This window comes from Arthrobacter saudimassiliensis (assembly GCF_059090665.1).
Genome location: NZ_JBNHFX010000002.1, coordinates 475900 through 497125, shown reverse-complemented (window position 1 = coordinate 497125; position 21226 = coordinate 475900). Strand labels below are relative to the sequence as shown.

Genomic DNA, 21226 nt, shown 5'->3' with positions numbered 1-21226 from the left:
CGTAGATAACCTAGGGGGCGTGACTACGATCCAGAGCCCGAAGTACACCTGGCCGCAGCTGCTTTCCGTCCTGATTGCGGGCGGTGACCTGGGGGCAGAACAGACCCGGTGGGCCATGAACACGATCATGGCCGGGGAGGCCACGGACGCCCAGATCGCCGGCTTCCTGGTGGCACTGCGGGCGAAGGGCGAGACGGTGAGCGAGCTCACCGGCCTGGTCGAGGCCATGCTGGAGAACGCGCGGCCGATCGACGTTCCCGGCGACTGCCTCGACATCGTGGGCACCGGCGGCGACCGGCACAACACCGTGAACATTTCGTCGATGGCGGCCATGGTCTGCGCGGGGGCCGGCGCCAAGGTGGTCAAGCACGGGAACCGCGCGGCGTCGTCGTCCTCCGGATCGGCGGACGTGATCGAGGCCCTGGGGGTCCGGCTGGACCTGCCGGTCGAGCGCGTGGCCCGCGCGGCCGTGGAGGCCGGCATCACCTTCTGCTTCGCCCAGGTGTTCCACCCCTCCATGCGCTACGCCGCCGTGCCCCGCCGCGAGATGGGCGTGGCGACGGCCTTCAACTTCATGGGCCCGCTGACCAATCCGGCCCGTCCCGCCGCCTCCGCCATCGGCGTCGCCGACGCCCGGCTCGCCCCGCTGATGGCCGGCGTGCTGGCCGCCCGCGGTGTCCGGGCCCTGGTCTTCCGCGGCGGTGACGGGCTGGACGAGATGACGACGACGGGCCCCTCCGACGTGTGGGAGGTCCGCGGCGGCGAGGTTCGGCGCACCACGGTGGACCCGCTGGACCTGGGCATCCCCAGGGCCGGGCTTGAGGACCTGCGCGGCGGCGACGCCGAGGCCAACGCCGCCGTCGTGCGCGACGTCCTCGCCGGACAGGCCGGGCCGGTGCGCGACGCCGTCGTCCTGAACGCGGCCGCCGGACTTGTGGCGCTGGACCCGGACGCGGAAGGGCCGCTGGAAGCCCGCCTGGCGGCCGCAATCGAGCGGGCGGCGGCGGCCATCGACGGCGGCGCCGCGGCGGCCGCCCTGGCCCGCTGGGTGGCTGTTACGCAGTAAGGCAGGACGGCGCCGCGGCGCCGCTGCCGCGGACACGGTGAAGGAGGCGGCCCGGCGGGCCGCCTCCTTCAGTGTTGGAACAGGCTACTCGTCGAAGCCGAGGGAGAACGCGGCGTCGAGGTCGTGCTTGGAATAGGCGCGGAAGGCGATCTGGGTGGTGGTGCCGATGACGCCCTCCACCTTGGAGAGCCGGTTCGCGATGGTCTCCGCCAGGTCCTCATGGCGGCGGACCCGCGCAACAGCGATGAGGTCCCACTCGCCGGTCACCGAGTACACCTCGCTGATGCCCTGCAGTTCGGAGATCTCCTCGGCGCATTCGGGGATGCGGGCGGAATCGGTCTGGATGAGTACGAACGCGGTGATCATGGCGTGCCTTTCGAAGAGCTGCGGGCCGAAGTCCTGTCTCCGAGCCTATCTGAACCGTGCCGGGCCCGCCCACGGATGACGGCGGCGGCCAGCAGCCGCCAGCCCAGCAGGAAGGCGCCCAGCACGCCCAGGGTGACCAGCTGGAAGCTCAGGGCCGTCCCGCCGCCGCCCAGCCACCGCAGGCCCATGCCGAGAAGGCTGGTGACCAGCCACAGCACCACCGCGTGCGGCCAGAGGCGCAGCGGGCCGCGCTGGAGCCGCAGTCCCGCCCAGGCCAGGGCCGCCGCGGCCAGGAACGGCCAGGCCGTGCCGAGCAGCCCGCCGACATCGAGGCCGCGGGCATGCGTGTCGCGGCCGAGGCCGGCAAAGAGGAGGATCAGGGCCGCATCGGCGGCTGCGGCGGCGGGCCAGAACCGTGCGGTACGGGAGGGGGCGGGAGAGGTCATGCGGTTGCCGTCTTTCCGTCGGTGCCGCCGCGGGCCTTGAGGTCCTCGACGAACGGGCCAAGCAGTTCGGTCAGCCGGGCGCTGACCTCGCTGCGCGGTGCCCCGCCGTCGAGCAGCCGGGTGGCGGAGTGGACGATGGTGTTGATCAGCTCAGCCGTCATCGCCGGATCCGGTACCGCCAGCTCCGCCAGCGTCTCCACCAGCGGGGTCAGCAGCTGCTGGTGCATCTTGGTGCTCTCCGCGTTCAGCTCCTCGCTGGGCGCGACGTTGACCAGGGCGGTCGCGACGGCGTGTTCGCCCTCATCGACGAGGTCCACGTTGGTGAGCACGTAGGCGAGGATCCGGTCTGCGGGATGGCTGCAGGCGTCCATGGCCGCGCGGACCCGCTGCGTCCAGCGCGGGAAGGTGTCCAGGACCAGGGCATGGAGGAGATCCTGCCGTGACTTGTAGTACTGGTAGGCGCTGGGCCGGGCCAGTCCGGCAAGCGCCGCGACGTCGGCCATGCTCGGTGCGGCGCCGGTCTGCGCGAGCAGGGTGCGCGCGGCGTCGAGGAGGGCCCGTTGCTGCGCCGCCCTGTGCTCTGCCACGGTAGGGGCGGTAATGCGGGGCACGGGCCCTCCTCTTCACTGCGGATCTAGCTCATCAGACGCCCGTCCACCATCTCCACGACCCGGTCGCAGTGGTGCAGGACGTCATGATCATGGGTCACCATTACTGTAGCAACGCCCATCTCGTGGGTCTCCCGGGCCAGCAGCTCGACGACCTCCTGGCTGCGCCGGCGGTCCAGCGCGGCGGTCGGCTCGTCGACCAGCAGCAGCCTGGGCCGGTTGACCAGTGCGCGGGCAATGCCCACCCGCTGCCGTTCGCCGCCGGAGAGCTGGTCGGGCCGGCTGCTGGCCTTGTGGTCCATGCCGACGGCGGCCAGCAGCGGCAGCGGATCGAAACCGCCCTCGCCTCCGACCATCCGGTGCATCAGCACCAGCTGTTCGGCGGCCTTCAGCGACGGGATCAGGTTCCCCGACTGGAAGACGAAGCCGATGTTCTCCAGGCGGAACCGTGCCGCGGCCGAGCGGCTCAGCGAGTTCACGTCGGTGCCGTTGACGGTGACGGTGCCGGCGTCGGGGGTGGTGAGGGCACCGGCCACGGCCAGCAGGCTCGACTTGCCCGCTCCCGAGGGGCCGACGACGGCGACCAGTTCCCCGGCGCCGACCCTGAGGCTGACGTCGTCCAGCGCCTTGACGGTGTTTTCGCCGTCGCCGAGGCTCAGGTGGGCGTGGCTGATGGCCAGCCCGGTGGTGGTGAGCGTGGATGCGGTGGTGCTCATCGCTGTCCTCCAAGGGCTGTGAGCGGGTCCACCCGGGAAATCCGGATGATGGCGAGGGCGGCGCCGATCAGGCCCAGGCCGATGGTCAGGGCGGTGGCGACGGCGATCGGCCCGGTTTCCAGGGCGAACGGCGCGGCGGCGGGCATTGCGGCACCCAGGCCAAGGCCGACGGCGACGCCGACGACTGTGGAGAGCACCAGAATAATGACGGCCTGGGCCAGGCCGTCGCGCAGCAGGTAGCCCGTGGAGGCTCCCACGGCGCGCAGCACGGCGATCTCGTGGGAGCGCTGGATCGTCCACACCGTGAAGAACGCACCCACCACGAGCGCGCAGATGGCGTAGAGGAAGACCTGGATCATCTGCAGGGTCAGGGTCTCGGCGGTGTAGCCCGGGGAGGCGTCGAAGGATTCCTGGAGGGTGGAGGTCACGGTGCCGGCGGCGGCGTCGCCGGCCGCGAAGTCGAGTTCGGCGCCGTCTTCGGCCAGGATGGCGACCGTGCTGGCCGTCTCGAAGCCGACGGCGGCGATCCGCTCCTCGGTGGGCGCGCCGGCTTCGGCGAGGCCGCTGGCGATGTACTGCCAGGTCTCCAGGGGCAGGAAGCCGATGGTCACGTGCCCGAAGGTGGCCTGCTCGGCGGTGACGCCGACAATGGTCAGTTCGGTTTCGATCCGGTCCAGGGTGACGACGTCGCCGATCTGCATTCCCTCATCGAGTCCGGTGGGGGAGATGACCACCTCATCGGGCGCCTGGGCGTCGCGGCCTTCGCCGATCTCGGGCGAGACGAATGAGTCCGTCTCGACGCCGAACAGGGACAGGTCGACCTGGGTGCCGTCGTCGACGGCTCCGTTGACGATCGTGGAGCCCATCAGGGAGACCGCGTCGACGCCGGGCTGGGCGGCCCAGGCAGCGGCCTGGTCCCGGTCGACGATGCTGCGGGAGAAGGCATTGTCGGTCTTGGTGCCTTCGTTGAAGGCGAACGCGGTGACCGGCATGTTCTTGAGGCCGGAGACGCCGTCGTTGACCAGGCCAGAGGAGAGGCCGGAGAGCAGGACCACGAGGACGCTGATGAGCGCGATGACGCCGCCCATAAGGCCGAATCGGGCCCGCGCGAATCGAAGCTCGCGCAGTGCTAGGTACATGGGAAACCTCGGAGGTTGTCGGAGCAGGCATGCCGACATGATGTCAGCAAGATACTGACATCGTGTCAGACATACTCTGCGTCCGACAAAACGCCCGTCCCGTCAGGACTCCGGGCCCCACCAGACTTCCTTGGCGGCGTCATAGGTGCCGTCGGCGTCGGCCATGACGAGCCACTGGTTCACGTACTCCTGGAAAACCGTGTCGCCGAGCGGCAGCAGGTAGGCCTTCTGGGAGAAGTTGAAGGGATTATCCGGATGGACGGCGCACAGCTCCGGATACTCGTTGGCCACCCAGCGGGTCTCCGACGCATCGGTGGTCATGACATCCGCCCGGCCGGCCACGATTTCATCGAAGATCGTGTTGTTGTCCTCGAACTTGATCAGGTCGCCGTTGGGGTAGTGCTCCTCGGCGAAGACTTCATTGGTGCCGCCGATCGGCATGATGGAGCGCACGCCGGGCTGGTTGATCTCCTCCACGGTGTCGTACAGCTCTTCGTTGCCGCAGAGCGTGATCGGGGTCTTGCCCTCGGTGAGCACGGGATCGCTGTAGAAAGCCTGCTCGGCGCGGGCCAGCGAGATCGATACTCCACCGACGCCGATGTCGCATCCGGCCAGGAAGTCGGGCATCAGGTCCTTCCAGGTGGTCTGCACGAATTCCGGCTCCACGTCCAGGCGGTCGGCCAGGTCGCGGACCATGTCGACGTCGATGCCGGTCCATTCGCCGCTCTCGGGGTCCAGATAGGTAAAGGGGCGATAGTCACCCGTGGTGCACACGCGGAGCACGCCCTCGGCCTTGATGCTCTCCAGGCGGCTGTCGGCGCCCGGCCCGGCGGCCGGGGGCGCGGACTGCCCGCTGTCGGCGCCGTCCGCCTGGGCGCTGCAGGCCGTGAGGCCCGCCAGCAGGACACCGCCGGATGCCAGGACGGCAAGCCGGCGGGCGGCGGTGCGGAGGCCGGCTTTCCCGCGAGCCGGGGTGAGGGGGGTGTGGTTCTTCATGGGTGGTTCTCCTTGCGTCGTACAGGGCCGGGGTGGCCCGGGCGCGTCGTTGCGCCCATCGAGCGACGCTAGGCGCACGAGGCCGTGGCCGTCACGCAGGTAGAACGGAAATTGGATCCACTTGGTGGAAACTGCAGCCTTAGTCGTGGCGTGCAGGGCCCAATGTGTCCTGCACTGCTAAGCTATGCGGCCCGCCGGACGCCGAAAGCTGCTGCGCCGGACCCGATAACGGATCCGGCGCAGCTCCGGCGGAAGCCAGGTCTTGGTGCGGCTCCGGCCTGGACGGTACTCAGGCCTGGATATGCCTCAGGCCTGGACAGCGCTCCAGATGTCGTCGCCGCGCAGGGTGGCGTCCGCACCGCCGTCGGCGTAGATGGTCTGGCCCGCAAGGTGCGTGTTCTCCTCGCCGGCCAGCCAGGCGAGCAGGCGGGCGATGACCACGGGTTCGGAGTGACCGTTCAGCGGCATCGGCACGGAGGCGTCGACCATGGCCACGCCCTCGGGGGTGGCCAGCAGCTCGCGGGTCATGGCAGTGAGCACGGTGCCCGGGGCAACGGCGTTCAGCGGAATGCCGTTCCCGGCGTAGAGGTCGCTGATCGAGGCGCGGCGCACCCAGCGGCTGAGGGCGCGCTTGCTGGACGGGTAGTTAAGGTATCCGACCTGCGGCCCCTGGTCCGCCAGCTCCTGGCCGATCCGCCGGGCCTCGGCCTCGTCGCCGTCCAGCATGGCCTGGACGAGTTCCGGGCTGTTGGGCTGCAGCGAAGCCATGGAGGAGACGACGACGGCGCGCGGCGCGGAGCTGCGGGCCAGCACCGGGGCCAGCCTGTCGAGGAACTCGGTGACGCCGAAGTAGTTGACGGAGACGGTCAGCGGCACCGGAGCGGAGATGCCGGCGCACGCGATGACCGCGTCCACCGTGCCGCCCGCGAGTTCGACGGCCCGGTCGGCGGCGTCGCGCCGGCCCTCCGGTGTGCTCAGGTCGGCCTCGATGTCTGCGTTCCGCAGGTCGACGCCGATCACCTTTTCGCCGCGCTCCCGCAGGAGCTCGGCGGTGGCCGCTCCAATGCCGGAAGCGGACCCTGTGACGATATATGTACGTGTCATAGTTCCAGCCTAGACCCGGCCCGGCGCGCGGCCGGATGCCGCCGCTGGAAACGGCTGAGGCGTTGCCCACTTCGCCCCGGGCGGGGCCTTGTGCGGTGAGGCGGCGTCGTGTGCCGGCGCGCCCGGCAGCCCCGTTAGTGCAGGTGCTGCTGCCAATCGGCCGGCACGCGTCCGGCGGGGCCGGGCACCGGCTGGTCGAGCGGATGGTACTCCGGCGGCGCCAGCCGCGGGCCCTCGAAGACCGAGGAGTCCGCATAGCTCCAGAACCAGTCCTCACCGGGCTCGTAGCTGCGGATGACGGGGTGGCCGGTCTGCTGCTCATGCGCGGTGGCATGCCGGTTGGGGGAGGAGTCGCAGCAGCCGATGTGTCCGCATTCGGCGCATCGGCGCAGGTGGAACCACCACCCGCCGGATTGGGTGCACTCCGCACAGCCGGGGCCGCTGGGCGGTGCGGCGGGGTTGATGCCGGGAAGGGGTTCCATAACGCTCCCATACTCACATTGATGCTCATTGCCCAGGCCACCCCGTGGGCTCCACGGTAACGGCCGGGGGCGGCAGCCAACAGCCCTGCGTCGCTGCCGCCTCCGGCGTCGGCCCTGCCCGGGTCGGGGTGGGACGAACCTGGTCCGGCCTGGCCCGGTTCCGACCCGCCCGGTTAGTTCTGGCTCCGTCCGCGGCGGGGGAGCAGCATGCCCGCCGCGGCCAGGCCGACGGCGAGCGCTCCTGCCAGCGGAAGCGCCGCATCGGCCGGGTGTCCCGTATCGGATGACGTGGTGATGCCGGCGTCGGCCGCTCCGGCGGGAAGGCCGGAAACCTGCGACGGCATCAGGGTGCCGCAGGCCGCCGGCAGGGTGGCTGCCAGCGGAAGCGACGGATCCTCGGGGCTGGGCTTGGCCTGTGCAGCGGACGAGAGGAGAGCCGGGTCCACGCCGTGGACCTCAAAGGTGGCGGTGCCGGCCTGCAGCGCCTGCAGGGTGGCGGCGTCGAGAGGGACGGTGCGCTCGTAGCTGTAGGCGGGCCCTGCGGGGAAGCGGTCGACGGCGGTGGAGGACGTCGGGCCGGTGTCTCCGGAGAGCGTGAGGGAGGTGCTGATGGAGCCCGTCAGGGGCATGCCTTCCATGGAGCTGACGGCACCGTCTCCGTCGGCGTCGGCTTCCGGGCCGGCGCAGAGGCCCGCCCCGCCGATGTGGATGTGCTGGGCATGCGGGAACGGGGCGCCCTGCCATTGGGCGGCAGCCCCGCTGACGTGGACGGTCACGGTCGCTTCGGAACCGTGCACTGCCACGGAGGCGTGGCCGCTGGTACCGCTGTTGTTGGCCGGCGCGAGGTCCGCCTGCCAGACGCCTTCGTCGGCTACGGCGGGCATGGATCCTGCGGCGAGGAAGCCAAGCGTGATGACGGGCAATGCAAGGAAACGTGATGCTCTCATGGGACAGGCCTTCCGGGTGGAAACGGTCAGTTGATGAAGCACCCCCGAGAAGTGTAGGAAGCGGCGGAGGGCCTGCGGAACAGTCCGGCCCGCAGGTGCCCGGCCCGCTCCCGCTTTCAGGCCCCGCCGGCGGCGGGCAGGGACCAGGCGCCCGCCGCTGCTGCGGCGGCGGCGAATTCCGGGAAGCTGATTCCGGGGCGCCCGGTCAGGTCCCGCAGCGTCGCGGTGGGCCTGGTTCCCGCGGACAGGGCGGAGAAGGCGGTGACCGCGGCTTCGACGGCTTCGACCGGGACACCGGCGGACAGCAGCCCGCGGCGGTACGCGTCGGCGGACCCGTCGAAGGCGACCGGGCGGTCCGACGCCGCTGCGAGGACCGCGCAGGCCTGATCGAAGGACAGGGCCTCGGGGCCGGTGATCTCCAGCGTTCCCTCCGCGCCGCCGTCGGGATCCAGTGCGGCGGCTCCGGCCTCGCCCACATCCGCCGTGTCGATGAACGCGAACGGAGCTGCGCCGACGGGCAGGCTGAGGATGCCGGCGCGGATGGAGTCGGCGAAGATCCCCTCGGAAAAGTTCTGGCTCAGCCAGTCCGGACGCAGGATGGCCCAGGAACGGGCGGCGCCTCGGACCAGCTCTTCTGCCTCCAGCAGGCGCCGGTCGCCCATTTCCTCGACGCCGCGGCTGGAAAGCAGCACCAGCCGCCTGCCGTCGGCCGCCTGCTCGACGAAGCGGGGATCAGCACCCACACCCTCGGGCAGCAGAAGGAAGACGGCATCGGCGCCGTCGAGCAGCGGATGCCAGCTGACCGGATCTGTCAGGTCCAAGGCGGGGCGGCCCTGCCGCGATCCTTCCCGGACCCGCCAGCCCCGGGCACGCGCCGCAGTCGCAACCTGCCGGCCGATCTTTCCGCTGGCGCCGGTGACCAGCACGGTGAAATCGCTCATATTTCGAGGGTAGGAGGCACAGCGGTCGGATCCGGTCCTGATCGGCGTTGGATCCGGGGGCCGGCAGGGGAGAGGCGGGTCGCCGCGCATGTCCCTTCCGGCACACCCGGCCGTGAGGTTCCGCACGGCGTTCCCCATGATTCGGCGGCGTCGGCTGGAAGTGCCAAAAAAGCCGGCCGTCCCGCCGTCCTAACCTGAAAAAATGAAGTTCCTGCCCTGGGTGGCAGCGGGTTTCATGGGTGCTGCCGCGGCAGCCGGAACCCTGGCTGCCACAGTCATCGCCAACGATCCCCGACCCTCGGCCTTCTTTATCCGCAGCGTGTTCTCCAGCGGCGGCAAGCTGCAGCTTCGCAAGCTGAGGCGGCACGTTGCCGTGGGACATTCCGTGGCGCACCGCAGCCTGCCCTACCTCGATGACTCGGCCGGACCCTCCCTGGACATCTTCCTGCCGGCGGACACCGAGCCGGGGGAGTTGCTGCCCGTGGTGGTCTGGGTGCACGGCGGAGCGTGGATCTCCGGCTGCAAGGAGAACGTCGCCCCGTATCTGGAAATTCTCGCGGCCCACGGGTACGCCGTCGTCGGTGTTGGGTACTCGATCTCCCCGGAAGCCAGCTATCCGCAGGCGCTCATCGAACTGAACAGCGCCCTGGGCTACCTGCGGGAACGTGCGGGGGAGTTCGGCTTCGATCCGGAGCGGATCGTGCTGGCCGGAGATTCGGCCGGAGCCCAGCTGGCGGCCCAGCTGGCGCTCACCATCACCGACCCGGACTACGCCGAGCTGACCGGACTCGTTCCCGCGGCGGCGCCCAGGCACCTGCGGGGGATGCTGTTGTTCTGCGGCGTGTACGACCTGCAGGCGATGGCCCTGCTGACCGGCCCGCTCGGATGGGGCTTCCGCACGGTGCTCTGGGCCTACACGGGCGCGAAGGACTGGACCGCAACGGCGGCTGCCGATCACATGTCGATCCTGGACCACGTGGGCCCAAACTTCCCGCCGACCTATATATCCGGAGGTAACGGAGACTACCTGACCGAGCATCAGTCGATTCCGCTGGCGGACCGGCTGCGGGAGCTGGGTGTTCCGGTCATCGGCCGGTTCTGGCCCAAGGACCACCGGCCGTCCCTCGAACATGAGTACCAGTTCAAGCTGCAGCTGCCTGATGCCCGGTCCGTCCTGGCGGAGACGGTGGACTTCGTGGACGCCGTGACCGGCCGTCCTATGCAGTCGGACCGGACGGATCCGCAGCGGATGCAGCCGGAGCTGCCGGAGCCGCACCAGCGAGCATGGATCCGTCCGGAGCAGGTGCAGCTGGAAGGGACGCAGGCGGAGCGGACGCACCCGGAGCTGCAGGAAGCCGCCTGACCCCAGGGGGAAGGATGAGGGGGAGCCCCTTCCAGCCTTTAGTTGACATAATGTGGATTATCGGCACATAAGGCAGGGGCCAGTAGGGGTATCTGTGTGCACCCACGCGTGTCCCCCTGCGCGTGTGTGTTTTCCTGCCGTTCCGTGGCTTGCTTGGCCGCCGTCGCTCTCTTTCTTCCTTCCTCCGCCGGCGCCGCTCGTTCCGCTGCGCGCTGGACCTGATGGGTCTGCCCGGTCGACGATGCGCCGGGGCTCCGGTTCCTCGTCCAGGCCCGCCGGGTAATTGACATAATCCCCTGATCCGTAGGCCGGTGCCCGACGTCGGTCACCTTGCAGTTGACATAATCCCCCGGCGGCGGCAGCCCCAGGCTCCGGACTGCTCCGGCAGATTGACATAATCATCACGTGAAGATCAGCGCGTGAAGATCAGCACGTGCTGGCTGCCGCGGGGCCGGCACGCCGGGCTGGTTGACATAACCACGGCGGGTTCGGCGACCGGGCGTTACGTCCCGGCTTTCTTCAGGCTTTCTTCAGGCTTTCCTCCGGCCCGGAGAACCCCTGCCGTCCTCCTCCCGGCCAGGCGCAGGTGACCTCCCCCGGCCGCTCGATCCGACCGCTCGGCGACGAACCTCACAGTACTCTTGCCAAAAACCCGCGTGGCGGTTCACAATTCGCGTCCGTTTGGTGTCCCGGTGTTCCTGACGTATATGATCTACGCTCAAAACCCCCCACACATTCAGGAGACCAGTAGTTCATGGCTACCGATTACGATGCCCCGCGCGTCAAAGAAGAAGACCAGCCGACAGACTCCCTCGAGGGCCTGAAGGCGCAGCAGCGCGGCGGTGCGATGACGGCTGTCATCGACGTCGAGGAGTCCGATGCCATTGACGGCTTCGACCTCCCGGGCGCGGACCTCTCCGGCGAGGAGCTGCTGATCAAGGTCGTCCCGCCGCAGGCGGACGAGTTCACCTGCATGTCCTGCTTCCTCGTGCGTCACCGTTCGCAGATTGCGCGGGAAAAGAACGGCCAGAAGTACTGCCTGGACTGCGAAGGCTGATCTTTCCGGCAGAGCACAGGGTTCGGTGCCCAGGAACATCCTGCGGCACCGGGCCCTTTTTGCTGTCCGGAGTCCGCCGCTGTCCGGGGTCCACAGCGCTTCCCAGGCCGGCCGTCAGCGTCCCGCCGGCGCGATGTCCACGACCACTTCCGCGCGTCGTCGGCCTCTCCTGAACCGCGCTTCGGGCCGCGGCTCGAACCGGGCGAACCGCGGTGCGCCTGCGGGGCGCAGGCCCTCTCCGGCCACTTCCACCGCGAGCCGGCGGCCTGCGGCCCGGAACCCCTCATCGGTCCACTTGCCGCCCAGCCTGGCGGCGGCGCCGAGTCTGTCCGGCACCCCCCTCAGGACGACAGCGGGGTCCCTGGGAAGCGGTGCCGTGTCGAGGTCGTAGTCGGCCGGAAGTGCGAAGCCGACCAGATGGACGCCGGGCAGGCCGCCGCCACGCAGCATCAGCGGCGAGGTCATCTCCACGGCCACCGGAAGGTTCGCCACCAGGCAGTCGCGCCTGCCCGCCCGGCTGCGGTTGCCCCCGTGCAGATATCCGTGCAGGAAGCCGTAGGCGACCGTGGCGGCATCGGTGAAGGACGCGTGCACTGCCACTTCAGCCATGACATGGGCGGGATAGTGGCGAAGTTCGAATCTGCTGAACTCTTCAAGCACCGTGTAAAGCTGCTCCTTGCCCATTCTTCGAAGCGTACGGTCAGCTGCCGTCGCTGCCCAGAGTGATGCGGCACTCCGGGGCTAGGATGATCCGGTGACTCCGGAAACCGCCGCCCTGCGCCTGCTGGTGCTCTCCCTCCTGGAAAGCGCCGATGACGGCGCCCTCCCGCCGATCGTGCAGCTGGGCCATCCTGCGCTGCGGCGGCCTGCCGTGGACTTCGAGGGACAGCTCGACGACGCCGAGCTCGCAGCGTTCCTCACGCTCATGCGCAGGGTGATGCACGAGGCTCCGGGGGTTGGCCTGGCAGCGCCGCAGCTGGGGGTGCCGCTGCGCCTGGCTGTGCTGGAGGACACCTTCCCGGTCGATGAGGCGGTGGCGGAGGTGCGGGAAAGGGCACCGCTCCCCTATTTTGCGGTGATCAATCCGCGGTGGCGGGCGCTGGGGGAACAGACCGCGTCCTTCTACGAGGGGTGTCTTTCCTTTGACGGGTACCAGGGCGTGGTGGAGCGGTACCGGCGGGTCGCCCTGGACTGGACCGGCGACGACGGCGCCGCCCGCTCCGCCGAATTCGCCGGCTGGCAGGCGCGGATCGTCCAGCATGAGTGCGACCATCTGGACGGCACCGTCTACGTGGACCGCGTCGTGACCCGTTCGCTGGCCGGCACCGCGGAGTACCAGAGCCGCTGGGCCCGCCCGGATATCACCGAAGCCCGGGCCGGGCTGGGATTCTAGCCCGGCGCACGGCCGGGCCGCCGGCAGGCCCGATCCGTCAGTCCACCGGCGTCGTGCCGCCCGGCCGCTGACGCGCCCGGCCGGTCCGCCGCCGTCGAGCGTCCCGGGCGGCTCAGCCGGCCGCCGCACCCAGCGGCGCGTCCAGCTGATCGGCGCCGGTCACCGGCAGATGGGTCCGCCACCAGCGCAGGATGTGCTCGAACCGCTGCCGTCGGTGCCAGGGCGTCCCGGAACGGGAGAGCTCGTGGTTCTCGCCCGGAAAGAGCAGCAGCTCGGCAGGAACCCCGTTCCTTCGCAGCGCGGCAAAATACCGCTGCGCCTGCTCGACGGGGCATCGCAGGTCCTCCTCGGAGTGCAGCACCAGCGTGGGCGTGCGAACCTGGCCGACCTTCGCCATCGGGCTCTGACCGGCCACGCGTTCGGGGTCGGTGCCGGTGTACTGGCCGCCGAAGAACCAGCCGATGTCCGCCGAGCCGGTGAAGCTGACCGGGTCGAGGAAACCGCGCTCGACGACGGCGGCCGCGAAGCGGTGCTCGTGCGCCGTGATCCACGCGGTCAGGTAGCCGCCGTAGGAGCCGCCCATGATGCCGACCCGTCCGCGGTCCAGGACCTCCGGGTACAGCCCGAGGCCGCCGTCGAGGAAGGCCAGGACATCGGTCATGTCCACGGTGCCCATGGCCTCCTTGATGATCCGGCCATGCTGCTGTCCGTACCCGGCGGAGCCGCGGGGGTTGCACATCAGCACTGCGTAGCCTGCTGCGGCGTAAATCTGGGCCTCGTCAAAGAGGGCACCGGTGTACTGGGCGAAAGGCCCGCCGTGGATGTTCAGCAGCACCGGATGCGGGCCCTCCCCGGCGGGGCGGACCAGCCAGCCATGCACGGGGTATCCGTCCGGTCCCTCTATCACCAGCTCCTCCGGGGAAAGCACGGTGGTCCGTTCATGGAGGGCGTTGGAGAAGTCCGCCAGCACCCGCTCGGCGCTGGGTAGGTCGCTGGCCGCGCCGTCGTCGGCCGCACCGTGTCGGTTCGCTGCGCCGTCGTTATCCGCCGCAGGGAGGGGCGCGCCGACAGCGGCAACTGCTCCGGCGGTCCCGGCGTCCGTGTAGGCCAGGGCAACCATGTCTCCGATCGCCGCCGCCCCGGTAATGACGCGGTCGCCTCCGGCCAGGCACCGGACGGCGCCGTCGGCAGTGACGTGGAGCAGTTCGACCCGGCCCCGGGTGCGGTTGAACACGAGTGCGCCGTCATCCACCGGGACGACCGGCCCTTCGGCGAGGTCGATGGTCTCCACATCCGTGAGCCGCCGCAGCAGCTCGGGCTGGGCGGCAGGGGCCGTGTAAAGGGCGGTGTTCCGGGCGACGAAGTCCACGCCGCTCTCCCCCAGCTCGCCCGCCAGGCAGTAGAGCTGCGACCCGTCCGGGCTCTCCACGGGATGGGAGACGCTCAGCCGGGGGCTGCCGTCCGCGCTGGTGAGGCGCTGCAGTCCCCCGTCGGCTGGGTTCAGCGACCAGGCGTCGGTGACCAGGTCGCCGTCGTGCCCGGCCGGAAGGGACGCGGCGAACAGGATCCGGGACCCGTCCGCTGAGAACACCGGTGTGGAATGGTCGGTGGGCTCGTGGGTGAGCTGACGGACGGCGGGCAGGCCGTTGCCGGCGCCCGGGATGTGCTCGGCGGTATCTGCAGCCGGGGTGCGTCCGGCGACGTCGGCCGCCGAGATCAGCTCTGCGGCACGCCCGACGGCGGGGACCCACGGTTCGTCCTGCAGGCCCGGAAGGTCCAGCAGGAAGATCTGCAGCGGTTTGTCGGCGAGGTACCCGACGCCGTTCATGCGGTAGTTCAGGCGGGTGATCAGCCGGGGATCTTCGGCCGGGGCGGGGACACCGTCCATCGTGCCGTATCTGCCGGATTCCGGCACCCGGGCTGCGAAAACCACCTGGCGCGAGTCGGGCGAGAACCGGAACCAGGACACGCCCAGCGGCTGATCTGTCAGCTGGACCGGTTCGCCGCCGGAGGCGTCGACGACGTACAGCTGAGCGCGGCCGCCCGGCGCGGCCCGAAGAAAGCCGAGCAGCGCCCCGTCCGGGGAGAACAGGGGCTCGGTATCCCGGAAACCGCGCGTGATCCTGCGCGGCCCGCCGCTCTCCAGCGGCAGGCTCCACAGCTGTCCCACATATGCGTCCGCGCGGAAGTCGGGGCGCGTCACGGAGACAACGCACCGGTCACCGGCAGGGTGCAGGGTGGGTGTGGAAACGGAGTTGAGGAGATCCAGGTCACGTGGCTGCATGCACCCGAGCCTAGCGGCTGGCGGGAGGCGTCCGGTCGGATCCTGCAGGCGTATGGAAAGCCAGTTGCCTGCTGGTGCCATACCTAAAGGGTGCGCTCGAGTACTTGCTGTGGCTCTTTCCGCCGCCCTTGCAGGTGCCTGCTCGGGGGCATAGATTCGAACACATGTTCGAGGATAATGGCCCGCGGGTGGCCCCCTTAGCCAGCACCGGCACCGGCGGCTTCGTCCGAGCTGGCTCTGCCGCAGGCAACGGGGTCGGAGCCGCGTCTGGTGGCCGTGGCGGTCGGGCCCCGTCGGAGGTTGGGGTGTTGGTGGGGGCGGCCGGAGCCGCGGTGGCGGAGCTGATCGAGGTGCTGGGCCGGGCCTCGGTTCCTGACGTGGTGCTGGTGGATGTGCTGCGCGGGCTGGAGGACTTGAAGGCTTCCGCCGCCGCCGGGCAGGCGCTGGCAGCGGTCCGGCTGGACATCTCGCAGCGGCGGGCGCAGGAAGCAGCCGGGGTGCCGCGCGGTCAGCTGGGCCGGGGCGTGGGAGCGCAGGTCGCCTTGGCGCGCCGCGACTCCCCCGCCCGCGGCGGACGGCACCTCGGATTGGCCAAAGCCCTGGTCACGGAGCTGCCCTGCACCCTTGCCGGGCTCGCCGCGGGGCGGATCAGTGAGTGGCGGGCCACGCTGATCGCCCGCGAGACCGCCTGCCTTGACCCCGCTGACCGGGCGGAGGTGGACCGGCTGGTCGCCGGGAACCTGGACGAGGTCGAACGCCTCGGAGACCGGCAGCTCATCGGGCAGCTGCGCCGCCACACCTACCGGCTGGACCCGCGCTCGGTGGTGAACCGGTCACGCAAAGCCGAGGCCGAACGCTACGTTTCCCTCCGCCCGGCTCCGGACACCATGTGCTGGCTCACCGCCCTGCTGCCCGTCGCCCAAGGCGTCGCCGTCTACGCCGCGCTCTCCCGGGCCGCTGACACCGCCCGCACAACAGGTGCCGCCGGTACCGGTGCGGGCGGCTCGGCCGGCGCCCCTAGGGGTGGCTCGGCGGGTGCCGGCGGACAACCCCGCAGCCGAGGCCAGGTCATGGCGGACACGCTCATCGAACGCATCACCGGCCGCGACCCGTCCCAACCGCCCCGGCTGGAAGTGCAGCTGGTCATCACCGACCGCGCCCTGCTCCACGGAGACAACGAACCGGCCCTGCTGCACGGCTACGACACCGTACCCGCCCCCTGGGCCAAAGACCTCATCAACCGCGCCCTCACCGGCACGGGGACGGATACCGGTGCCTGCACCGGAACAGGCGCCGGGACAGTCATGGGAACAGGCCTCGGTGCAGGCGCAGGGGCGGGGCAGGCGGCGCCCGGGCAGCGGCGACCCTCGGACCTGACCCTGCGTCGGCTCTACACCGCGCCCGGGACCGGGGAACTGATCGCCATGGACTCCCGTGCCCGCGCCTTTCCACCCGGTCTGGCCCGCTTCATCACCACCCGCGACCAGCACTGCCGCACCCCCTGGTGCGGGGCACCCATCCGCCACATCGACCACGCGACACCCCACGCACGGGGCGGCAGCACTGCAGCGTTCAACGGCCAGGGCCTGTGCGAAAACTGCAACTACGCCAAACAGGCACCCGGCTGGACCACCACCACCCCGACCACAACCCCCACCACAACCCCCACCCACCGAACCCCGCCCGGCACCGAACCACCCGATCAGGCGGCACCCATCGGACAGCCGACACCCGAACCCACCGCCCCACCCGACCCTTCGATGCCCAGCGCCCACGGAACGATCATCACGACCCCGACCGGACACACCTACACCTCGACACCACCCGCGCTACCCGGCTCGGGCACCGCAGAAGGCCCTGTTGCGACGGCCACGACTGAGTCCGGCAGCGCCACCGCTTCGGTGACCGCGGCGTGAAGGGGGTATCTCGCCCCTTGAGGCTGCCTGCGTTCGGGGCCCTGAAGGGTCCGCGAAGGGGCAGCGAAGGGCGAGGCGGAAAGCGCGGGGTGTCCGAGGAGCTTCTGAAGTGGTCGGCAGCCTGGTCCGACTGCGTGGGCGAATGTGCCCACGCCTAGGATGGATGTATGCCTTCCTCCCGCCCTCTTCTGCTCTGCCCGGTCTGCGGAGAGGCAATCCCGGACACCCGCCGCGCGCGTGAGCTGGTCTGCCCGGCCGGCCACCGCTTCGACGCCGCCAAACAGGGGTACTTCAACCTCCTGACCGGGCAGGGCACCCGCTTCCAGGCGGACACCGCCGAAATGGTGCAGGCCCGGGTGGATTTCCTCGCGGCCGGACACTACGCCCCGCTGGCGGCAGCCCTCGCCGCCGCAGCCGGGAGAGCCGTTCCCGGCGCGGAAAGGGTGCTCGACGCCGGGGCCGGCACGGGCTACTACCTCGCGGAGGTTGCCTCCGGCCTGCAGGCGGACGGCATCGGCCTCGACATCTCGAAGTATGCCCTCCGACGCGCCGCGCGCGCACTGCCGGACGGCATCCACCTGGTCTGGGATGTGTGGCGCACCCTGCCGCTGGCCGACGGATCAGTTGACGTGGTGCTGAACGTCTTCGCTCCGCGCAACCCCGCCGAGTTCCACCGCGTGCTCTCCCCCGGCGGAGTTCTCCTCGTGGTCACCCCGCGCGCCGAGCACCTCGAGGAACTGCGCACCCTGGCCGGAATGCTCGACGTGGCAGGCGGCAAAGACGAGCAGGTCGCCGAAGCCCTGGCAGACCGTTTCCGCCTCGAGTCCAGCGAGGAGATCATCGGGCAGCCCGAACTCTCCGCTGCGGACCTGCGCAACGCGGCTCTCATGGGCCCCTCGGCGCATCACCTCAACGCGTCCCGGCTCGACGAGGCGCTGGCAGCCGCGAAGCCGCCTGTACGGGTCACCACGGCCTTCACCCTGCAGGTCTTCCGGGCCCTCTAGGCGCCGGCGCGGAAAAACGTTACCAACCCGGTTCCTCCCGCCCTGTGCCGGGCGCCGCAGGTACGGCAGAATGGTCGGACAGCAGCCTCCCGCAGCATCACCCCCTCGCATCCGCGAGGCAGCAGCAACAAAAGGAGTACGCCGAAGATGGAAGAGCTTTACCAGTGGTTGGGAACCTACGGCTGGGCAGTGTGGCTCGTGCTGTTCCTTGGACTCGCCGCGGTTGAAACGCTCACGCTGGACCTGATCTTCGCGATGCTCTCCGTGGGAGCCCTGGCCGCGATGCTCGGGGCCCTGTTCGGCGCCCCGCTCTTCCTCCAGGTCGTGATTTTCTGCCTGGTGGCGCTGCTGATGATCCTGCTGGTTCGGCCCGTGGCCCTTCGCCACCTCAAAGGCAACAGCGCGGAAACCCGCAGCAACGTGGACCGGCTCATCGGCGAGTCCGCCGTCGCGCTGGATACGGTCGGCGGCTCCGCGGGAACCGTCCGGCTGGCCGGCGAGGTATGGACTGCGCGCACCGCTGACGGTTCGACCGTGGCCGCCGGAACCCTGATGAATGTCGCCCGCATCGAGGGCGCGACCGCCGTCGTCCAGCCCGCCCACGGCGGCCACGCGGCCGACGACGGCGGTGCCGCCGCCGCCGGCGGCGAAGCCTGAACCAGGCCTGATTCAGGCCTGACCGACGGAGCGCACGCTCCAGCCACGCCGGAGGACGGCGTGCAACCACAACCCGAGGGGGGAAATGGAAACCGCAACAACCGTCACGCTCGTGATCCTGGCGATCCTGGTGATCTTCGTGCTGGTGGTGATCTCCAAAGCCATCAGGATCATCCCGCAGGCGCGGGCCGGCGTGGTGGAACGCCTGGGCAAGTACCAGCGCACGCTGACCCCGGGCCTGACCATCCTTATTCCGTTCGTCGACCGGCTGCTGCCGCTGCTGGACCTCCGCGAACAGGTCGTGTCCTTCCCGCCCCAGCAGGTCATCACCGAGGACAGCCTGGTCGTCTCGATCGACACCGTGGTCTATTTCCAGGTCACCGACGCGCGGGCCGCCACCTACGAAATCGCCGACTACATCCAGGCGGTGGAGCAGCTGACGACCACCACTCTGCGCAACGTGGTCGGCGGCCTGAACCTCGAAGAGGCCCTGACCTCCCGCGACCGGATCAACGGGCAGCTGCGCGGTGTGCTGGACGAAGCGACCGGGCGCTGGGGCATCCGGGTATCCCGGGTCGAGCTGAAGGCCATCGAGCCGCCCGCAAGCATTCAGGATTCGATGGAAAAGCAGATGCGGGCCGAGCGCGAACGCCGCGCCACCATCCTCACCGCGGAAGGCACCAAGCAGGCACAGATCCTCACCGCGGAGGGACGCCGCCAGGCGGAGATCCTCAGCGCCGAGGGCGACGCCAAGGCCGCCATCCTGCGGGCCGACGGTGAAGCGCAGGCCATCCAGAAGGTGTTCGACGCGGTCCACCGCGGCGATCCGGATCCGAAGCTGCTGGCCTACCAGTACCTGCAGACCCTGCCCAAGCTGGCCGAGGGAAGCTCGAACAAGGTCTGGATCATCCCCAGCGAGCTCGGCGATGCCCTGCGCACCATGAAGGGCGGGTTCACCGACCTGCTGCCCGACGGCATGCGCAGCGCAGCGGGCAACGGGAACGGCAGTGCCGCCGGCGCCGAAGCGGGCACCGCCGCGGCCTCCGACGCCGGTGCTTCCGCAGCCGCAGGCACCCTGCCGGCAGCAGCCGCCACCGACGGAACGGTCCGGCCCTCCTAGGCTCCGGACGCACCGGGCTTTGCCCCTGCACCGCCGGAAAGCGGGCAGGGGCGCAGCCCGTCCCGGGTATAATGGGTTGTTTGCCGGGTACTGCGCCCAGGCGGCCCGCTGCGGGAACACCTGACGGACCGCCCGCGTTATACAAACGCCGCGTCCGGGCCGGCACCACAAGCACTACACCGGAGTCCGGGCGGGACTTCGAAGCGAAGAGGGAGAAAAGATGAGCGATCGTAGCCTGCGGGGCATGCGCCTTGGCGCGCAGAGCATGGAGACCGAATCCGGCGTCGAGCCGGCTCCTCGCCAGCGTGTCGAGTACCGCTGCGAGGACGGCGAGCGAGTCTTCGTGACCTTCGCCGCCGAGGCTGAGGTGCCCCCGGTATGGGTCTCCAAGTCGGGCAAGGAAGCGGTCCTCGTGGACGGCGAACGCCCCGAGAACGCCAACGAGAAGCCGGTCCGCACGCACTGGGACATGCTCCTGGAGCGCCGCAGCATCGAGGAGCTGGAGCAGATCCTTCAGGACCGCCTGAAGCTCCTGCGCGAACGGCGCGGAGAGCGCGCCAGCGCCTGACGACGGCGCGAACAACGAGGGGCGGATCCGAACGTATTCGGATCCGCCCCTCGTTTTTGCCGTTAACGGCGGCCGGTCAGCTTCTTCCAGCGGGCGGACAGGCCCCACTTGGTGACGTTGACGATGGCTTCGACGACGATGTTGCCGCTCATCTTGGAAGCGCCGAGCTCCCGCTCCACGAAGGTGATGGGGACTTCGACGATCTTCAGGCCCATGCGTGCGACGCGGAAGGTCATGTCGACCTGGAAGCCGTAGCCCACCGACTCGACGGCGTCCAGATCCAGCTTCTCCAGGGTCGTGCGGCGGAAGGCGCGGTATCCCGCGGTGATGTCACGGGTGGAGATGCCGAGCATGAAACGCGAGTAGGTGCTGCCGGCGCGGGAGAGCAGCTTGCGGTGCAGCGGCCAGTTCACCACCGAGCCGCCCTGCACCCAGCGGGATCCGATGACCAGGTCGGCGCCGGCTTCGGCGGCCTCCAGCAGCAGGGGCAGCTGTTCGGGCTTGTGCGAGCCGTCGGCGTCCATCTCGACCAGGACGTCGTATCCGCGTTCCAGCCCCCAGCGGAAGCCTGCGATGTAGGCGGCGCCGAGGCCCTCCTTGCCCTTGCGGTGCAGGACGTGAACGGCCGGGTCCTTGGCGGCGATCTCGTCCGCGTAGGCACCGGTCCCGTCCGGGCTGTTGTCATCCGCGACCAGCACATCGGAATCGGGAACCGCCGCCCGCAGCCGCTGGAGCGTACCGGGCAGGGATTCGATCTCGTTGTAGGTGGGAATGATGGTCAGGACGCGCACGCAGGATGCCTTTCATCGGACTGAGACCCGTGGGTCCGAGGACCCGTGGGCACGCGAAGAACCGTCTTCGCGTCGGCCTTCCAGTATATGGGACCTGTTCGTGCGCCCCCGGACCGGGCGGCGGCCGAAACCGGAGCGCCGCCTTCGTGCCAGCCCTGAGGCTGTTTTCTAGTGACGGTGCCCGGCTCCGGCCTCCCGGCCCTCCTCCGGACCATGCCGGTGACGGCAGGCTCCGGAGGCGGGTCCATGTCCCCCTGAACGG

The 21226-nt window shown here is 70.1% G+C and carries 22 protein-coding genes; 9 read left to right on the top strand and 13 right to left on the bottom strand.

The genetic code is table 11. The features are described from left to right. The first annotated feature begins 19 nt into the window (after positions 1 to 19). A complete protein-coding gene (trpD, locus tag AC5RV6_RS09475) occupies positions 20 to 1066 on the top strand; it encodes an anthranilate phosphoribosyltransferase (protein WP_494007055.1) in 1047 nt (348 codons plus the stop codon). An 84-nt stretch (positions 1067 to 1150) separates the two neighbouring features. On the opposite strand, the gene AC5RV6_RS09470 is transcribed toward trpD, so the two are convergent. The 10 genes from AC5RV6_RS09470 to AC5RV6_RS09425 all read right to left on the bottom strand — a co-directional run bounded on the left by AC5RV6_RS09470 (position 1151) and on the right by AC5RV6_RS09425 (position 8811). Beyond that, positions 1151 to 1432 (bottom strand): Lrp/AsnC family transcriptional regulator, encoded by a 282-nt coding sequence (locus AC5RV6_RS09470; protein ID WP_494007054.1) that lies wholly within the window; start codon positions 1430 to 1432, stop codon positions 1151 to 1153. Continuing rightward, positions 1429 to 1878, bottom strand: a complete 450-nt coding sequence (locus AC5RV6_RS09465) for a DUF3054 domain-containing protein (RefSeq protein ID WP_494007053.1) — start codon at positions 1876 to 1878, stop codon at positions 1429 to 1431. The genes AC5RV6_RS09470 and AC5RV6_RS09465 overlap by 4 nt, the downstream gene beginning before the upstream one ends. Then, a complete protein-coding gene (locus AC5RV6_RS09460) occupies positions 1875 to 2465 on the bottom strand; it encodes a TetR/AcrR family transcriptional regulator (protein WP_494007052.1) in 591 nt (196 codons plus the stop codon). Before AC5RV6_RS09460 ends, AC5RV6_RS09465 begins: the two co-directional genes overlap by 4 nt. Before the next feature lie 47 nt (positions 2466 to 2512). Further along, positions 2513 to 3202 (bottom strand): ABC transporter ATP-binding protein, encoded by a 690-nt coding sequence (locus tag AC5RV6_RS09455; protein WP_494007051.1) that lies wholly within the window; start codon positions 3200 to 3202, stop codon positions 2513 to 2515. After that, complete coding sequence (locus AC5RV6_RS09450) at positions 3199 to 4341, bottom strand: ABC transporter permease (RefSeq protein ID WP_494007050.1); 1143 nt, start codon at positions 4339 to 4341, stop codon at positions 3199 to 3201. Before AC5RV6_RS09450 ends, AC5RV6_RS09455 begins: the two co-directional genes overlap by 4 nt. Positions 4342 to 4443: 102 nt before the next feature. After that, positions 4444 to 5337: a transporter substrate-binding domain-containing protein gene (locus AC5RV6_RS09445; protein ID WP_494007049.1), complete on the bottom strand. Its 894-nt coding sequence runs from the start codon at positions 5335 to 5337 to the stop codon at positions 4444 to 4446. 306 nt (positions 5338 to 5643) lie between these two features. Beyond that, on the bottom strand, positions 5644 to 6441 hold the full coding sequence (locus AC5RV6_RS09440) for an SDR family oxidoreductase (protein ID WP_494007048.1): 798 nt from the start codon (positions 6439 to 6441) through the stop codon (positions 5644 to 5646). Positions 6442 to 6575: 134 nt separating this feature from the next. Continuing rightward, complete coding sequence (locus AC5RV6_RS09435) at positions 6576 to 6923, bottom strand: UBP-type zinc finger domain-containing protein (protein ID WP_494007047.1); 348 nt, start codon at positions 6921 to 6923, stop codon at positions 6576 to 6578. 173 nt (positions 6924 to 7096) lie between these two features. Beyond that, on the bottom strand, positions 7097 to 7870 hold the full coding sequence (locus AC5RV6_RS09430) for a hypothetical protein (RefSeq protein WP_494007046.1): 774 nt from the start codon (positions 7868 to 7870) through the stop codon (positions 7097 to 7099). 116 nt (positions 7871 to 7986) lie between these two features. Next, on the bottom strand, positions 7987 to 8811 hold the full coding sequence (locus AC5RV6_RS09425; RefSeq protein WP_494007045.1) for an SDR family oxidoreductase: 825 nt from the start codon (positions 8809 to 8811) through the stop codon (positions 7987 to 7989). Positions 8812 to 9013: 202 nt separating this feature from the next. Between AC5RV6_RS09425 and AC5RV6_RS09420 the strand changes: the two genes are divergently transcribed. Next, positions 9014 to 10174 (top strand): alpha/beta hydrolase, encoded by a 1161-nt coding sequence (locus tag AC5RV6_RS09420; RefSeq protein ID WP_494007044.1) that lies wholly within the window; start codon positions 9014 to 9016, stop codon positions 10172 to 10174. Positions 10175 to 10928: 754 nt separating this feature from the next. After that, a complete protein-coding gene (locus AC5RV6_RS09415) occupies positions 10929 to 11231 on the top strand; it encodes a DUF4193 domain-containing protein (protein WP_494007043.1) in 303 nt (100 codons plus the stop codon). A 114-nt stretch (positions 11232 to 11345) separates the two neighbouring features. Here the strand turns inward: AC5RV6_RS09415 and AC5RV6_RS09410 are convergent, their stop codons facing one another. Then, positions 11346 to 11915, bottom strand: coding sequence for an SOUL family heme-binding protein (locus AC5RV6_RS09410; RefSeq protein WP_494007042.1), 570 nt, complete (start codon positions 11913 to 11915; stop codon positions 11346 to 11348). A 70-nt stretch (positions 11916 to 11985) separates the two neighbouring features. Between AC5RV6_RS09410 and AC5RV6_RS09405 the strand changes: the two genes are divergently transcribed. Then, positions 11986 to 12624, top strand: a complete 639-nt coding sequence (locus AC5RV6_RS09405) for a peptide deformylase (RefSeq protein ID WP_494007041.1) — start codon at positions 11986 to 11988, stop codon at positions 12622 to 12624. A gap of 112 nt (positions 12625 to 12736) precedes the next feature. Here AC5RV6_RS09405 and AC5RV6_RS09400 read toward each other — a convergent pair whose 3' ends face one another. Then, on the bottom strand, positions 12737 to 14908 hold the full coding sequence (locus tag AC5RV6_RS09400) for a S9 family peptidase (RefSeq protein ID WP_494007040.1): 2172 nt from the start codon (positions 14906 to 14908) through the stop codon (positions 12737 to 12739). Positions 14909 to 15213: 305 nt separating this feature from the next. On the opposite strand from AC5RV6_RS09400, the gene AC5RV6_RS09395 reads away from it, so the two are divergent. The 5 genes from AC5RV6_RS09395 (at position 15214) to AC5RV6_RS09375 (ending at position 20173) form a co-directional block, all read left to right on the top strand. Continuing rightward, positions 15214 to 16824, top strand: coding sequence for an HNH endonuclease (locus tag AC5RV6_RS09395; RefSeq protein ID WP_494007039.1), 1611 nt, complete (start codon positions 15214 to 15216; stop codon positions 16822 to 16824). A 167-nt stretch (positions 16825 to 16991) separates the two neighbouring features. Further along, on the top strand, positions 16992 to 17828 hold the full coding sequence (locus AC5RV6_RS09390) for a methyltransferase domain-containing protein (RefSeq protein ID WP_494007038.1): 837 nt from the start codon (positions 16992 to 16994) through the stop codon (positions 17826 to 17828). A gap of 147 nt (positions 17829 to 17975) precedes the next feature. Then, the gene (locus AC5RV6_RS09385; protein ID WP_494007037.1) at positions 17976 to 18485 is read left to right on the top strand and encodes an NfeD family protein; all 510 of its coding nucleotides are present in this window, start codon (positions 17976 to 17978) and stop codon (positions 18483 to 18485) included. An 85-nt stretch (positions 18486 to 18570) separates the two neighbouring features. Then, positions 18571 to 19605 carry an SPFH domain-containing protein gene (locus tag AC5RV6_RS09380; protein WP_494007036.1) on the top strand — a complete coding sequence of 345 codons (1035 nt, stop codon included), beginning with the start codon at positions 18571 to 18573 and terminating at the stop codon, positions 19603 to 19605. A 220-nt stretch (positions 19606 to 19825) separates the two neighbouring features. Then, positions 19826 to 20173 carry an RNA polymerase-binding protein RbpA gene (locus AC5RV6_RS09375; protein WP_494007035.1) on the top strand — a complete coding sequence of 116 codons (348 nt, stop codon included), beginning with the start codon at positions 19826 to 19828 and terminating at the stop codon, positions 20171 to 20173. A 62-nt stretch (positions 20174 to 20235) separates the two neighbouring features. Here AC5RV6_RS09375 and AC5RV6_RS09370 read toward each other — a convergent pair whose 3' ends face one another. Continuing rightward, a complete protein-coding gene (locus AC5RV6_RS09370) occupies positions 20236 to 20964 on the bottom strand; it encodes a polyprenol monophosphomannose synthase (RefSeq protein ID WP_494007034.1) in 729 nt (242 codons plus the stop codon). Positions 20965 to 21226 lie beyond the last annotated feature (262 nt).